Raw genomic sequence first — 13345 nt, forward strand, 5'->3', positions numbered from 1 at the left:
AGGCGGGGACGTCATCGGAAGCCCAGCGCCCCCGGAGGGGCGCCGCCGGTGCTGAGCGCAGGAAGTCCCGCACCGGAGAGGTGCCGGCCGGGGCCGTGGTCCCCCGCCAGGCCGGTGACCTGCAGGAGGACGAACAGCAGGATCAGGACGCCGACGACGATCGCCGACACCTTCACCCACCGCGGCATGCGGGGCGGATCGGTCTCGGTGCGGGGTTCGCGGTGGTCCTCGCGCATCGTCTCCTCCTTCGGTGGTGCCGGTCCGCTGCCGCGGTGGCGACCCATACTTTTGCATACACACTGTCGCACCGATTGCGATTTGTCGCCTGCCTGACAGGTCGTAGACTGCCGTCGTGCCCAAACTCTGGAGCGAGACCGTCGAAGGGCACCGCCGCACCGTGCAGGACGCGATCATCGGGGCCGCCTGGACCCTGGTCTCGGAGCGCGGGCTGCTCTCGGTGTCGATGTCCCAGGTGGCCGAGGCCGCGGGGATCGGGCGGGCCACGCTCTACAAGTACTTCCCGGACGTCGAGTCGATCCTCGTGGCCGGCCACCAGCGGCACGTCGGTGAACACCTCGAGCAGCTGTCCGGGATCGGCCGGGGGATCGGCCGACCCGGTGACCGCCTCGCGGCCGTGCTCGAGGCCTACGCGTTCATCGCCCACCACCGGCGGCACGGCGTCGGGGACGAGGTCGCGGCTCTCCTGCACCGGGGGGAGCCCGTCGGGCGTGCGGAGCAGCAGCTGGTGGAGCTCTTCCGCGATCTCCTGACCGACGTCCGGCAGGCCGGTGACCTCAGGGAGGACGTCGACGTGGAGGAGCTGGCGATCTACTGCCTGCACGCCCTCGGCGCCGCCGCGAGCCTGCCGTCGGCGGCAGCCGTCTGCCGCCTCGTGCAGGTCACGCTGGCGGCGTTGCGTTCCTCCTAGGGTGCCGGTCCCGCAGCTCGTGTGCGGTGCCGCCGCGACCCCGGTGGAGACGCCGTGGGGGCACCACCTCGGGGTCGTCCCGAGCCCTCGGCGGCGGTCGCCGCGCAGGAGTGGCCGGCCGTCCGGAGCTCGGTGTTCCCGCGGCGCGGCCTGGCGACGGCGCGACGCACGTCGGCGCCGGGCGCGTCCGACGGTTCCGGGCTGGTTGCCCCCGGGACCGCCGAGTCCAGCACGTCCGCGTACGGACGCGCCTGCCGGCCTGCGTGGGTTGGCAACAGCTGCCGACCGACTCGCTCGTCCGTGTGAGGCGGGCGGACGCGCAGCGGTTCGGTCGGTGGGACCCTGTAGACAGCAGGAGCGCACGGAGTCGCACGCACGGGCCTCCGGAGCACCGAGCTGGAGGGAGGGGAGCATGGCACCGGTCGTCATCGTCACCCGGGCGGACCTGGAGGCCCGGCGCACCGCTCTCCTGGAGGAGCTGGGCATGACCCTGCCGGAGTTCACGACCCTCGCCGCCACCAAGACCCTGAGCGGATCCGAGGTCGAGGCGCTCGAGGAGCTCGAGGAGATCGCCTTCCTGCTCGGTGAGTGAGTCCCGCGGGTGACGCGCTCGCTGCAGGAGCACTCGGTGGGCTTCGCCACCGAGGTCCAGGCCACCCTGGACGGCGTGCTCCCGGGGGAGCGGACGGTGGTCGCCACTCGACTCGAGGGGTCCGACCGGTACATCGTGGGAACCCAGGTCCGCTATGTCCCGCTGTTCGTCGGGGACGAGCACCTGGCCGACCTCTACCTGTCCTTCGGGCTCGATCTCGACCACTCGGGCACCTACCTCAAGACGGTCAGGACGGACTTCACGCTGAAGTCCGTGCTCGACCGGACCCCGCTCGCGCGGTTGGACTACCGAGCCGACATGAACGCCGCACCGGTCGCGCACTGGAACATCCACGCCGAACGCGGCGCCTTCTCCCACCTGCTGGCCCGCGCGCACGCGGTCGATCCGGAACGCGTCAAGGAGCCGCACGCGTTGTCGACACTCCACTTCCCCGTCGGCGGGGAGCGGTTCCGGCCGTGCCTGGAGGACTTCCTCCAGTTCCTCGTGGCGGAGTGCGGGATCGACCCCGTGCCCGGTTGGCGCGAGGTCATCGACCGTGGGCGACGGAGCTTCCGCCGTCGGCAGCTGCGAGCGACCGTGCGTGATGCCCAGGAGGAGGCGGCCGACGCCCTGCGGCGACTCGGGTGGTCCGTGCAGCGCAGCGACCGGGTGGACTCCGAGGAGTACCTCCCGGCGCTCGAGCGCTGGTGAGGGACGCGCTCGCTGTCCGCTGACTCCTTCGCCGACCGTGCCGTCCGCCGGATGTCCCCCTGCGTGTCACCGAGCGGGCACCGCGGTCGCGGCAGGCCGGCTCTTCAGGGCGCGGGCCCGTGAGCGGGAACGGGGGAGTGACGCGCGACCCGCGGGAGTAGGCGCAACCAGGCTCACGCACGGTACTACTACTCTCGCTAGTAGTCCCACGGAGACGGTCTCTGTGCGGAGCCAGGGGGCGAGATGACCACCGCGGCAGGATCGCGACGTGTTCCATTCACCCGGGGTGACGTGTGGCGGGCGTTGACCACGCCGGTTCCGTACTGCGCGGTGTGCGATGTCTCCTACGTGTTCACCGTCTTCCCGGGGGCAGCGCCCGCCGGGGTGCTCGGTCCGGGGAGCCGCTTCCGCTGCAGTGCGGTGACGGGCGAGGTCGTCGACTGGGCGCCGCGACGGCGCATCGGGACCCGGCTGGAGCTCGCCCAGGAGACCTGGCAGACGCTCTTCGAGCTCGCCGATGTGGGGACGGAGACGACCGATGTGACCGTGACGGTCACCTGCGAGCCCGTGGGCGGGAACCGGCTGCAGCACGCCCTCCGGTCTAAGTCGGTGGCGCGGCGGGTGACGCGCACCGTCGACTCCGAGTTGGCGAAGCTGCCCGACCACATCCGCCAGTTGTCCACCGAGCGCCCTCAGGACAGCGCCGTCGAGGACGAGCCGGACGGGCTGGTCCTGCACCTGCGAGGCCATGTCGGCCCCTCCGCCGTCGAGGTGCTCCGACACGACGATCAGCCGGAGGGTCGTGCCGTGGTGGCGGTCGACGTCAGCGAGGTCACCCACATCGACGCCGTCGCCTTCTCCCCGTTGCTGCGCTGGGCCCAGCGGGTCTCGCGGGCGGGGCGACCCGCGGTCGTCCGAGGTGACAATCCCTCCTTCGACGAGATGCTCGGCGTCATGGGCCTGGCCTCGACGTTCCGGCGGGCGCCCTGAGGTACAGGCCGCAAGGCCGCGCGGGCCGTCGCAGTCGGCTGCGCTCATCGGCTGGACTGCGGCGGTCCTGGCCGGTGAGGTCTGCTCCGTGCGGAGGCCCTGGTGAAGCCCGGGTACTACGGCGCAGGCGTCGTGCCGGCCGCCTGGTCACCGTCCGGCCAGACGGCGCCGCCGGCGTGCACCACCCGGATCGCGTCCAGCAGGGGGGCGCTGCGGCCGCGCTTGAGGAGGTAACCCGCCGCCCCGGCGGCGCGCGCGGCTGCGACGAGGTCGGGGGAGGTGTCCGCGCTGTGGACCAGGACCCGGGTCATGATCTCGTCGGCGACGAGTCGGCGCGTCGCCTCGATTCCGGAGAGGTCCGGCATGGCCACGTCCATGAGAACCACATCGGGCTGGGTGTCGATCGCCAAGCTGAACGCCTCGTGGCCGTCGGCGGCTGCGCCGACCGGGTGCATGTCCGTGGTGCCCTCGAGGATGTCGATCACGCCGGCGCGGATCAGTGCATGGTCGTCCACGACCAGGACGCGGATGGCCCGCTCTGCAGAGGTCGAACCCAGGGGCCAGTGTGGGAGCACGCGGGTGATACTACTAAGACTCCTAGTTGCCGCATCCCGCCGCTCAGCGCCCGTGCGGTTCACGAGGAACCCGGCCGGACTCGATGAAGGCTTCCAGAGCGGACCGCTGGGGACGGATATGTCGGCCGAGCTTGACGTAGTTGATGCGGCGCTCGGCGATGAGGCGTCGGGTGAAACGCTCGCCGGTTCGCAGGTAGTCACCGGCGTGGGCAGGCGTCAGCAGCTCGGCGGCTTCGTGGCGAGGGGCGCCGGGGACGCCCTCGGCCGCGTGTCGCAACGTCATGGGAGGACCATCCTCGAGCCCTCTGCCGACTTTCTCCTGCCCGTGGCGAGCAGCAGGCCGGTGACCGGTCGCCGCGCGCGAGCCGATGCGCCGGCTGAGGGTCAGACCGGTGTCGTTCCGGATGACTACTGCAGCCGAGCCAGTATGGCTCCGGCGCCGCCCCAGCCGGGGGACGGTCCTCCAGTGCCGGCTCGTCACCAGGCGGTCGTGCCGGTCCCCGACGGAGGTGCCGACGGGGCTGGAGGACGCCGCAGCGCGCAAGCGCCTTTCAGCGTCGGGAGTCAACCCCGATCGTCGCCTCGATGGCGGTCGCGAGCTGCTGGTCGGAGCTCCTCGAGCGCCACCGCGGCGCGGGTCGAGGCGACGTGGCGGCCGAGGTGGACGTCCTGGGTGAGGCTCGGGTTGGCGTGGCCGAGCTGGTCGGCGATGGCTCGGGCGGAAGGCCGGCGTGGTCGAGCCGAGGTCGGGCGCACTGGGCTAACGCACGACGCGACCAACTTACGACCAACAAACCCCCCTCTGTGTCCGACGTTGATCAACGTCGGCCGACCGCTCAAGTAGGCGGTGACCTGTGCGTTCGTCTCCCGGCAACTGCTGTCAACACCCTAGAAAGCAACTCGCAGGGTTACTGGTTCAAGTCCAGTCGGGGGAGCAGAACGAGGCCCTGACCAGCGGAGACGCCGGTCGGGGCCTTTCCTCTTCCGAGGCAAGGGCGGAGCTGGCACTCTTTAGGCACTCAATACCGAGCGCCGGAGGTGCCCCGATGGGCCGTCCACCGCTGCCGCTGGGCACCAGCGGCAAGGTCCTGTTCGCGACCATGCCCAACGGCATGGTCAAGGCCCGGGTCAAGTTCCGCGACCACGACGGCCAGATCCGGCTGGTGTCCAAGACCGCGGCGAGCCGGGCCGCAGCAGAGCGGGCGCTGAAGGTGGAGCTGACCGTCCGCCGTTCCCCGGGTGGGACGGGTGCGCTGACAGCAGGCTCTCGGATGGCGACGCTGGCCGACGCCTGGCTGGCTGCTGAGCACGGCTGGTCGACCGGCACCGAGCGCACCTACCGCTCGACGGTGCGCACCCAGGTGATCCCGGCGTTCGGGCAGCTGTGCCTGCGGGAGATCACCCCGGGCATCGTGAACCGGGCGCTGACCACGATCGCCCAACGCAGTGGCCCGGGAGCGGCGAAGACGGCTCGGGCGTGCCTGTCGGGGATGTTCGCGCTGGCGATCGCGGATGGCGCGGTGACGTCCAATCCAGTGCGTGACGCCGGCGCCCGGCTGAACACGACCGCCAAGAGGGCGCCGCGGGCGCTGTCGGTGGAGGACACCGGGCGGCTGGTCGAGCTGTTCCACTCCAGCCCGCGTGCAGCCGAGCTGGACGTCCCAGACCTGGTCGACTGGATGCTCGCCACCGGCGCCCGGATCGGCGAGGCGCTGGCGCTGCGGACGGGGAAGGCGGATGGCCGGCCGCTGCTCGACCTGGACGCCGGCACGTGGGAGGTCAACGCCACCGCGGTGCGGGTGCCGAAGCAGGGGATGGTCGTGCAGCCGCGGACGAAGACCGCCGCCGGCTGGCGGATCGTCGCGGTGCCGCAGTTCGCGGTGGCGATGGTGCGCCGGCGGCTCGCGTCACCCCCGCGGCCGGACACAGCGCTGGTGTTCCCGACGCCGGTGTCCGGCACGCTACGGGACCCGACGAACGTCTCCACCGATCTGCGCCAGCTGTTGGACGGCTTCCAGTGCGAAGCGTGCGCTGGGGCCGGCGTGCGCCCGGTGCCCGGCGGCCGACCGGTCCGGTGCGCGGACGGCCCGTGGTCGTGGGTCACTTCGCACACCTTCCGCAAGACTGTCGCCACCCGACTCGACGAAGCCGGTTTCACTCCGCGCCAGGTGGCCGACCAGCTCGGTCACGCCAACCCGTCGATGACCCTGGACGTCTACTTCGGCCGCCAGGTGGTCAGCGCCGAGGCCGCTCGGGTGCTCGGTCGATGATCCGCGTGGGCGCCGCCGCGAATCCTTGGCACGACGGCAGAGCGGCGATCACGTTCACTGCTCAGCCCGCTCGTTCTGCGCGCCCGGCTTCTGACCGCTCGAGTAGCCAGGCGGTCACGTCGGCGCGGCGATAGACGACCCGACGCCCCAGCCGGAAGCTGTGCGGGCCGGTGCCGAGGTGCCGCCAGTACCTCAAGGTGGACACCGGTGAGCGCATGATCTGGGCGACCTCGGCGGTGGTCAGCAGGTCATCGGGGCTGTCCATGGACGAACCTCTCTGGTCGTTCCTCACGCATGCCGGTCAGGCTTGGCACTGCAAGGTAGGACCAGATGTAGACATCCTGGCGGCTCAGCGAGGGGCGTCGTCCGGCATACCGCCCGGTGGGTTGCAACAACCGCCGTTCTGGAGAAGTGGTGTCGCCTGCCTTCGTTGGCGACAAGCCGTCCTAGTGCTGTCCGGAATCGTGTCTCGAAACCGAGAGCCGTCGTTGTCTCAGCTGTGCCGGGCGCCCGGTGGCTCCCTAGGTCGAGACCATCACCTTGGTCTTCCCGACCTGCGCGCGTCACAAGCTCCCACCGCCGGCGGGTTACCGCATTCCAACCCGGACTGAGATCGTTCGCCGCTCGCGTCAGTAGGGCGACTCTCGCCTTGTCGCCGGGGACTTCGACCGCCGACCACAGTCCACGGCGGTGCTGCCGCGCAACACGCCTGCTATCGAACGTCCCCGAGTCGCACGCTCGCCTGTGTCAATGTGCTGCCTACTTGATACAGACGAACTGAGGACGGCATGTACATCTCTCCGCTGCTCGTGCTCCTGCTCCTGGTCGGCTTGGTCGCCGGCGGTGCGGCGCTGCTCATGCGCCAGTTCGCCCATGGTGAAGAAAACACGGTTCGCCGAGCGCAACGGCACGCCCAGCGAACTTCGGCGACCGCAGTAGTAGTAAGCCTCCTCGCCGCGGTGGCCGCTGCCGTCGCCGTGCTGCTGCCGGCGCCGCTGGCTCCGGCGGCCGGGCGGCCCGGGGTGGCCGCGATGATGCTGCCGCTGGCCTTCGGGGTCGCGCACACCGGTGTCATCCTGGTCGGGGAGCTGACCTGGCCCCGGCCTGGCGGGATGGTCCGGCGGGCGCGGCTGGCGCATCGAGGCCTGCTGCAGGCCCTCCCGGCCTGGTTGCTGCGAACGGCCATCGGCACGCTGGTCACCGGGATCGGGGTGATCGCGGTGGGAGCGGTGACCGACAACCGCTACGACGCCAACCGCAGCATCACCGTCTACGCCGGCAGCGGCCTGGTCGAGGGGGCGGCGTCTCCCTACGTGGGCTCGTTCTACGGCATGCCGGCGCTGGTGGGCCTGGGATGCCTGCTCGCGCTGAGCACGGCAGCACTGTGGGTCGTCGCCAACCGCCCCGCAATTGTCACCGATGACCTCGACGTCGAAGACGCCCTCCGGCGGGCATCGGCCCAGCGGGTGCTCCGCGGAGCGACCACCGCAGCGATGATCCTGGTCGCTGGCCTCGTGACCGTCAGCGGGCTGGCGGTCCGCAGCGCTGCGATCACGGCAGCCCAGGCAGCCCGCCTCGAGGACCTGCCCGTCGGCGCGGCCGCTTCGGTCCTGCCGTGGGTCGGCGGCGTGTTGGCCTTCAGCGGCCTGCTCGGCGGTGTGGCCGGCGTCGGCGTCTTCTTCATCCGGACCCGCGTCCCCGTTCCCGCCGACGAACTCGTCGACGCGAAGCGCTGACAACCCGTGGACGTCACCGTCGACCTTGCTAGCCCCACCCCTCCCTATGAGCAGATCCGCGCCCAGATCGCAGCCGCCATCGACAGTGGGCAGCTCGAGGAAGGCGCCCGGCTGCCCAGCATGAGAGCTTTGGCCGCTGACCTCGGCGTTGCCATCGGCACCGTGGCCCGGGCCTACCGCGAACTCGAAGCAGCTGGCCTGGTCGCCAGCCGACGGCGACTCGGCACCGTCGTGGCCGCCCCCTCCGTACCGGCAGCCGATGCTGGCGACGTGCGGCAGGCGGCCGCTGAACTGGCCAGTCGAGCCCACCGAGCCGGAATGAGCGAGGAGACCGCCCTGTCACTGCTGCGCGCAGCACTGGTCGCACTCCGCGCCTGACCGTGGGACCTCCGGGCGACCGGGAGTGGTCGTGGGTTGACCGAGCCCGTGGCCGCGGTCGTCAGGGCAAAGAACACCCGGCCCCAGAGGGGTCGGGCGGTAGGGACACCGAGCTTGACCCTATCGACGAGGATCCGGCCGAGGACTGAGCCGACGGCGGGGCCGCCCACCGGCGGCCCCGCCCCAGCCGTCCCGGCACCCGGCCAGCAGCAGCACCGGCCGGGTGCTGGGGCTCGCGCGGGGGTCGCGCGTGCGTCCCGCCGCTGGCGCGTCGGGACATCCGTCAGCAAGCTGCCGGCGGGCCTAACGGACCGACGCGCTCACCGGCCCCGCCACCGCCAAACAGTCCAGGTGCCGGCCGCGACTGTCGTGACACTGGGCTCAGTGTCAGGCCGCGCGCAGGCGCTGGCCGTTGAAGCGCCCTTGCTGATAGAGCAGGACGAAGTGCAGACGGCCGTTGTGGAAGGCCTGAGTCTGAAATGTCGTCATGCCCCGCTTGGTCTCGATGACGAGGTCATCGTTGTCTTCCAACAGGCCCGTTGGGGCAACGCGTTCAGCGGCTGCTATAGCTGGGTGCTCGGCCAGCACCAAGGGGCGGGCGGCGAGGTCGGTGATCGATCCGAACCGTTCGCTGAACCCCGGCGATTCGGCGCACTGGTCGTTCATCATTGGCAGGTAGGGGCCGCGAGGGACCCGGCGGGTGAAGCGGCCCAGGGTCAGGAGGGCAACCCGGTGCTGGCTCGTCGCCACATATCGGCGAATGGCCGCATGGGCTGAGGTCTGGAACTCGTTGCTCAGGTGAAGCGGCACGGCCAGGCCCGGGGCGTAGCTATCGGCCATCGTGGTGAAGCGGTCCAGGCCGAAGAGGAGTTCGGCTGAGAACGCGTTGGCTTCCCACTCCATGGCGTCGCGGGTCTCAGGGCTCAAGGTGTTGTCGTCATCGGCGTAATACGCCTGCTCCTGCCACGGAAGCACCTGATGACCAAGCTCGTGGCCGTGGACAAAGCGACGGCGGGGGAGAGCCAGCTCGGCGGTGTTGAGGTAGACCCGTTTCTCTCGGTATGCCAGGCCTCCCATGACCTTCTTCATGAGCCTGGCAACGCTGTCAGCCAACCCAGGCGGGACGTCGGCCCCAGCCAGGAAGAGCTCTTCGGCAGGTAGCAGGCCCGCTGCGGCTTCGACCGCGGCCAGCGGCGTGGGTGTCTGCGCCAGCGCGTCGGCAGCGTGGAGCGCCCCCCGCGCGTACCGGCGGATGTCCTCTAGGGAAGCGGCATGAAGCGGGGGCACGTGGGCTCTTACCTACCTCGGCTCGAGGGGCGCTTGGACCGGAGGAAAGCGATGTAGTCGAGGAGTTCGCCGCGCTCACCTTCAGTGAGCTCTTCCAGGGCGTGCATGGGAAAGCCGGCAAGGATGCCTCGCTGCGCCGTGTCGTCGCTGTGCGGGACCCGGTGGCCGGCTCGGACGAGCAGGTCGCCGTAGTCCAGGTCGTAGGCCTGGGCCAGGTGATACAGCATGTTGGGCGAGGGCTGGGTGACTGTGCCGCTCTCGATCTGGCTGAGGTAGCCGTTGGTCACGGCCTTGCCGGTGCGCTCTTCAACCGCACGCAAGCTCAGCCCCAGTGCCGAACGAGCCGACTTCAAGTAGGCACCCAGGCTTTGCGATCCCGCGGACAGCGGGCTGTTGGGGGTGGCGGACACGCACGTCATCATGTCTCGTTTTGCTTAGTTGAGCAAGCGGCGCGCGCTGGGCCTTGCATCCCGGCGGGAGTGTGCTTAGCATCCTAAGCAGCGCTTGTAACGGCAGGCGCACTGATAGAACGGAGACACCATGGCCAAGGGCCACGCGCGGAGCGCGATCACCGGCCGGTACATCTCGCACGCGGCTGCCGCCCGGCACCCGCGGACGAGCGTCACCGAGTCCGGGAGCAACCGGGGTTCGGGCACGCACCACCGCTCGGCGATCACGGGTCACTTCATCTCGGGGGCGGCGGCCGCCCGGCACCCCAACACCAGCGTCACCGAGAAGAGCTGACCGCTCCAGCAAGCAGCAGGGCCCCCCGCAGTGCAAGTGCGGGGGGCCCTGCCTCGTTCAGCCCCGAAAAAGTCAGGGACAGCTGCGTGCGCTGTGCGGATACCGCCGGCGTAGGTCGATCGGGTTGGTCAAGCCTGGCCCGTGCCAGAGCTGCGGGTGCTCGACCGCCCCGCGCTCGATTGCCCGGTCACGGAGGTGCGGGAGTGCCGGTGAACAGCGTCCGATGTGACGAAGCGGCCAGTCATGGCGCTGCGGCCGCGCACTGCGCTCACCCGGAACGTGCCGGGGCTGACCTCGCGCACCGAAGTCTTCTTCGTTGACTTCACTGCTGCCTCCCTTTGCTCGCTGAGGTCACCGTAGCTGTTCTACTCGGCAACGGCAGGAAAGACGTGGCGGTCATCACTCGGCGAGGGTGGACAGCCGCCCTGCCCACTCCTCCGCCAGCTCAGTGAGCACCTGGTGCCAGGCATCCAGGTCCTGGTTCTCGAGGGGGGACGTCGCCGCTGAGCTCAGCACTGCCGTCGGAAGTGGAGGCCCGCCGGGCAAGTCCGCGACACACGGGGCAGCCACCACCGATTGCCATCGCCGGGTGCTCATTGCCTCGGAGAGATTGCGGGCCAGGATCTCCGACCGGCCCAGGCACTGCCCGGCGATCCAGGGGCTGTCATGGCCGACCGGAACCGTCCGCAGTTGCTCTGCGCCCCGGTAGAGGCGGTCGTGGGAGCTCCATCGCACGATGTGGCCGGCCCCATCGGCCAGCCACAAGGTCATGTTGGCGTCATCGCCCAGCACCGGGCGCAGGCGAGTGAGGTCGCGGGCCAGCTGGTCGGAGTGCTCCCGCTGCAGCTGCTCGAAGTCGCCCTGGATGCCGTCCCACAGGGCTCCGGCCCGCACCTTCGGCGCTAAGTAGTCCACATCGTTGAGGGCGCTCAGCTCGCGGATCGCCTGAGCGGCATCGCTGTAGTCCTGCACCAGGACCGCGGAGACCCCGATCGATGCCCACTGCGCCACCAGGGCGTCCTTGACCAGGTCGAACTGGTGCCGGGACAGTCCAAAGCTTTCTCGGGCCAAGAGGATGAAGCCCTTGTCGGGGCGGGTGGCGAGATTGAGCTCGTGCAGCCACTGTCGAATGTCGCTGTCCCGGTAGGAGGTGCCCGCCAGCAGCAGTGGTCCGCGGCTGAGGGCACTTTGCAACTCAGCGCGCTGCCAGGGCGAGGACTGGGCGCTCAGCTTGGTGAAGTCCGACAGGGTCAACACGATCTCGCCCGTGTCGACGGGATCTTGGCCCAGGTACCCATGAAGGTGGTGCACCTCGAAGGCATCCCGGGGTGCCCGGTCGTCTTCGGTGTCCCGGGCATGGACACCTGCATCGCTTCCGACCTCGTCCAGCGCATCCTGCAGCGCCCATTCGATCAGCAGGTCGAAGTTGAGCGTGAATAGGCCGACCTCGCCGACCAGACGCCCGGCGGCCAGGGACGCCACGGCAAGGTGCAGGGCAGCCGGCTCTGCCTCCCCCAGCGATGGGGGATAGAGAGCCTCGCGTACAAGCTCGAGCCAGTCATCAGCGGCCGCCTTGGCTGCTTCCGCGGCCAGGGATGGGTCCTGGCCCGCCAAGAAGGCCCGGGCGGTCTCCTCGTCATCGATCGTGCCGCTGAGCTGCAGCAGCTTGGTCGCCAGGCTGTTCCAGTCGGGTAGGCCGGCTGCGGCGGAAGCGCCGGCTCCCAGCAGGACGCTCACCTGCGCAGCGTCCGCGACCGGGCGTAGCCGCTCGAGCGTCACCAGATCGAGTTCGGCTGCGCTCACCGACTCATGCTGTCAGGGACCGCCTCGCCTCGCCGGGATGCCACCCGTCCCAGGGAGGAGATCCGGCGCTGGGTGGTCTGGCCGCTCCCGTGCTGCTCAGACTCAGGCCATGCCCTACCCGCCCCGTCCTCAGCTGCGGCCGCGTCCGGAGTTCGTCGGCACGCGGGACAGCGCGCACCCGCTCTTGCAGCGACAGCTGGAGAACTTCATCGTCACCGCCTATCGGGAGGGGCGGTCGCTGCGCGAGGTCGCCGAGCTGATCGACCGGTCCCAGACCGCCGTCCGGCGTGCGCTGGACAAGCACCAGGTGCCTCGCCGGCCGACGGGTGCCCCGCCGCTCGCGGACGGGTAACGGTCTCCCCGTAGGTGCAGGCCACGGCCAGCTGCGCTGGCTCCCTGGGCCACAACGATCCTGGCGCAGCCGCCCGGTGGCGCTGGGGACGTCGCGCCACTATGACCGCGGCGTAGTAACCGTCCCTGGCACTGTCACTGTTCGCCGCCGAGCGGCACGCCGCTCACCGCGGGTGCGCCCGCTGTCGGCGACGGTCAGCCGGATGAACTCAGCCAAGGCCTCGTCGAAGCGCTGGCCTGCCCGAGCGTGTAGTTGAGCTTGCTCGCGGCGTCCGGACTGCCACCAGGTCCGAGCAGGATGCTCCAGGAGACCAGCCATCGCCATGACCGCGTCATCAGCCGCCGCGGCCACCGCGGCCGGGGCAAGGCCCCGTACCGACAGCCAGGCGTCCATCACCTCGGCCATGTCGGTCAGGCGTGATCCAGCGTCCTGACCATGGCCGGATAGGCGATCAGCCCGGTCACCGCTTTGCCGGGGGGCAGGTGGCTGCGGTGGAGGGCTTGGAGAAGGCCCGCCCCAAGCTGGGCCTGGGCAAGCTTGACCTGCAGGACCTGGTAGGTGCTTCGACGAGCTGCTCGACCAGGACGCCGCCCGATCTTCGTCTTCAGCCCCGACACGGCCTCGCGGGCGCCGGCCTGCAGCATGGACTGCATCACGGTGCTAACGGCCAGCTCGACGCCGATCACGAGCAGGTCCTGTGGTCGATCAACACCTGTCCATCCTCAGCGCTTCGACGTCCAAGGCTCTCCGGCGGCGACGGCGTAGGTGGTGGCTCGAAGCAGTCGACCTGCTCCGCAGCTGAACGACCCAGCAGGCGTCGTAGTAGAGAAGCACCCCACGGACATGACCTGGTCGGCGGGAGGAGCTCTAGGACGCGAGGTATGCCCGCGCCCGATCATCCGGACACGGTTGTGTCCGAGGCCGCCGGCTGGCGGGGACCATGTAGGTGAGTCCCCGCCAGCCGGCTCCAGCTCACGGG

General features: G+C 70.3%; 17 protein-coding genes. 9 read left to right on the forward strand and 8 right to left on the reverse strand.

Annotation, left to right across the window (positions count from 1 at the left end):
* Nucleotides 1-11: 11 nt before the first annotated feature.
* Complete coding sequence (locus WA616_RS16740; protein WP_336031581.1) at nt 12-236, reverse strand: hypothetical protein; 225 nt, start codon at nt 234-236, stop codon at nt 12-14.
* A 116-nt stretch (nt 237-352) separates the two neighbouring features.
* On the opposite strand from WA616_RS16740, the gene WA616_RS16745 reads away from it, so the two are divergent.
* The 4 genes from WA616_RS16745 (at nt 353) to WA616_RS16760 (ending at nt 3221) form a co-directional block, all read left to right on the forward strand.
* Nucleotides 353-928: a TetR/AcrR family transcriptional regulator gene (locus WA616_RS16745; RefSeq protein WP_336031583.1), complete on the forward strand. Its 576-nt coding sequence runs from the start codon at nt 353-355 to the stop codon at nt 926-928.
* A gap of 412 nt (nt 929-1340) precedes the next feature.
* On the forward strand, nt 1341-1520 hold the full coding sequence (locus WA616_RS16750; protein WP_336031584.1) for a hypothetical protein: 180 nt from the start codon (nt 1341-1343) through the stop codon (nt 1518-1520).
* Nucleotides 1521-1529: 9 nt separating this feature from the next.
* Nucleotides 1530-2231 (forward strand): hypothetical protein, encoded by a 702-nt coding sequence (locus WA616_RS16755; protein ID WP_336031586.1) that lies wholly within the window; start codon nt 1530-1532, stop codon nt 2229-2231.
* 330 nt (nt 2232-2561) lie between these two features.
* Nucleotides 2562-3221, forward strand: coding sequence for an STAS domain-containing protein (locus WA616_RS16760; protein WP_336031588.1), 660 nt, complete (start codon nt 2562-2564; stop codon nt 3219-3221).
* A 116-nt stretch (nt 3222-3337) separates the two neighbouring features.
* Here the strand turns inward: WA616_RS16760 and WA616_RS16765 are convergent, their stop codons facing one another.
* Both WA616_RS16765 and WA616_RS16770 read right to left on the reverse strand, forming a co-directional pair.
* Nucleotides 3338-3736 (reverse strand): response regulator, encoded by a 399-nt coding sequence (locus tag WA616_RS16765; RefSeq protein ID WP_336031590.1) that lies wholly within the window; start codon nt 3734-3736, stop codon nt 3338-3340.
* Between the two features lie 103 nt (nt 3737-3839).
* Nucleotides 3840-4079, reverse strand: a complete 240-nt coding sequence (locus WA616_RS16770) for a helix-turn-helix domain-containing protein (protein WP_336031592.1) — start codon at nt 4077-4079, stop codon at nt 3840-3842.
* A 763-nt stretch (nt 4080-4842) separates the two neighbouring features.
* On the opposite strand from WA616_RS16770, the gene WA616_RS16775 reads away from it, so the two are divergent.
* Nucleotides 4843-6066 (forward strand): site-specific integrase, encoded by a 1224-nt coding sequence (locus WA616_RS16775; RefSeq protein WP_336031594.1) that lies wholly within the window; start codon nt 4843-4845, stop codon nt 6064-6066.
* Between the two features lie 61 nt (nt 6067-6127).
* On the opposite strand, the gene WA616_RS16780 is transcribed toward WA616_RS16775, so the two are convergent.
* On the reverse strand, nt 6128-6331 hold the full coding sequence (locus WA616_RS16780) for a helix-turn-helix transcriptional regulator (protein WP_217991693.1): 204 nt from the start codon (nt 6329-6331) through the stop codon (nt 6128-6130).
* A gap of 523 nt (nt 6332-6854) precedes the next feature.
* Between WA616_RS16780 and WA616_RS16785 the strand changes: the two genes are divergently transcribed.
* Both WA616_RS16785 and WA616_RS16790 read left to right on the forward strand, forming a co-directional pair.
* Nucleotides 6855-7802 (forward strand): hypothetical protein, encoded by a 948-nt coding sequence (locus WA616_RS16785; RefSeq protein ID WP_336031597.1) that lies wholly within the window; start codon nt 6855-6857, stop codon nt 7800-7802.
* A gap of 6 nt (nt 7803-7808) precedes the next feature.
* Complete coding sequence (locus tag WA616_RS16790) at nt 7809-8180, forward strand: GntR family transcriptional regulator (RefSeq protein ID WP_135144849.1); 372 nt, start codon at nt 7809-7811, stop codon at nt 8178-8180.
* Between the two features lie 387 nt (nt 8181-8567).
* Here the strand turns inward: WA616_RS16790 and WA616_RS16795 are convergent, their stop codons facing one another.
* Both WA616_RS16795 and WA616_RS16800 read right to left on the reverse strand, forming a co-directional pair.
* Nucleotides 8568-9269: an ImmA/IrrE family metallo-endopeptidase gene (locus WA616_RS16795; RefSeq protein ID WP_135144848.1), complete on the reverse strand. Its 702-nt coding sequence runs from the start codon at nt 9267-9269 to the stop codon at nt 8568-8570.
* Nucleotides 9270-9475: 206 nt separating this feature from the next.
* Nucleotides 9476-9877 (reverse strand): helix-turn-helix domain-containing protein, encoded by a 402-nt coding sequence (locus tag WA616_RS16800; protein ID WP_167759109.1) that lies wholly within the window; start codon nt 9875-9877, stop codon nt 9476-9478.
* 130 nt (nt 9878-10007) lie between these two features.
* Between WA616_RS16800 and WA616_RS16805 the strand changes: the two genes are divergently transcribed.
* Nucleotides 10008-10211: a hypothetical protein gene (locus WA616_RS16805; RefSeq protein ID WP_135144844.1), complete on the forward strand. Its 204-nt coding sequence runs from the start codon at nt 10008-10010 to the stop codon at nt 10209-10211.
* A 399-nt stretch (nt 10212-10610) separates the two neighbouring features.
* Here WA616_RS16805 and WA616_RS16810 read toward each other — a convergent pair whose 3' ends face one another.
* Nucleotides 10611-12014: an SIR2 family protein gene (locus WA616_RS16810; protein ID WP_135144843.1), complete on the reverse strand. Its 1404-nt coding sequence runs from the start codon at nt 12012-12014 to the stop codon at nt 10611-10613.
* Between the two features lie 109 nt (nt 12015-12123).
* On the opposite strand from WA616_RS16810, the gene WA616_RS16815 reads away from it, so the two are divergent.
* On the forward strand, nt 12124-12366 hold the full coding sequence (locus WA616_RS16815) for a helix-turn-helix domain-containing protein (RefSeq protein WP_135144841.1): 243 nt from the start codon (nt 12124-12126) through the stop codon (nt 12364-12366).
* Nucleotides 12367-12776: 410 nt separating this feature from the next.
* Here WA616_RS16815 and WA616_RS16820 read toward each other — a convergent pair whose 3' ends face one another.
* On the reverse strand, nt 12777-13052 hold the full coding sequence (locus tag WA616_RS16820) for a hypothetical protein (RefSeq protein ID WP_336031605.1): 276 nt from the start codon (nt 13050-13052) through the stop codon (nt 12777-12779).
* Between the last annotated feature and the right edge of the window lie 293 nt (nt 13053-13345).

Source organism: Geodermatophilus sp. FMUSA9-8 (assembly GCF_037034165.1).
Classification (GTDB): Bacteria; Actinomycetota; Actinomycetes; order Mycobacteriales; family Geodermatophilaceae; genus Geodermatophilus; species Geodermatophilus nigrescens.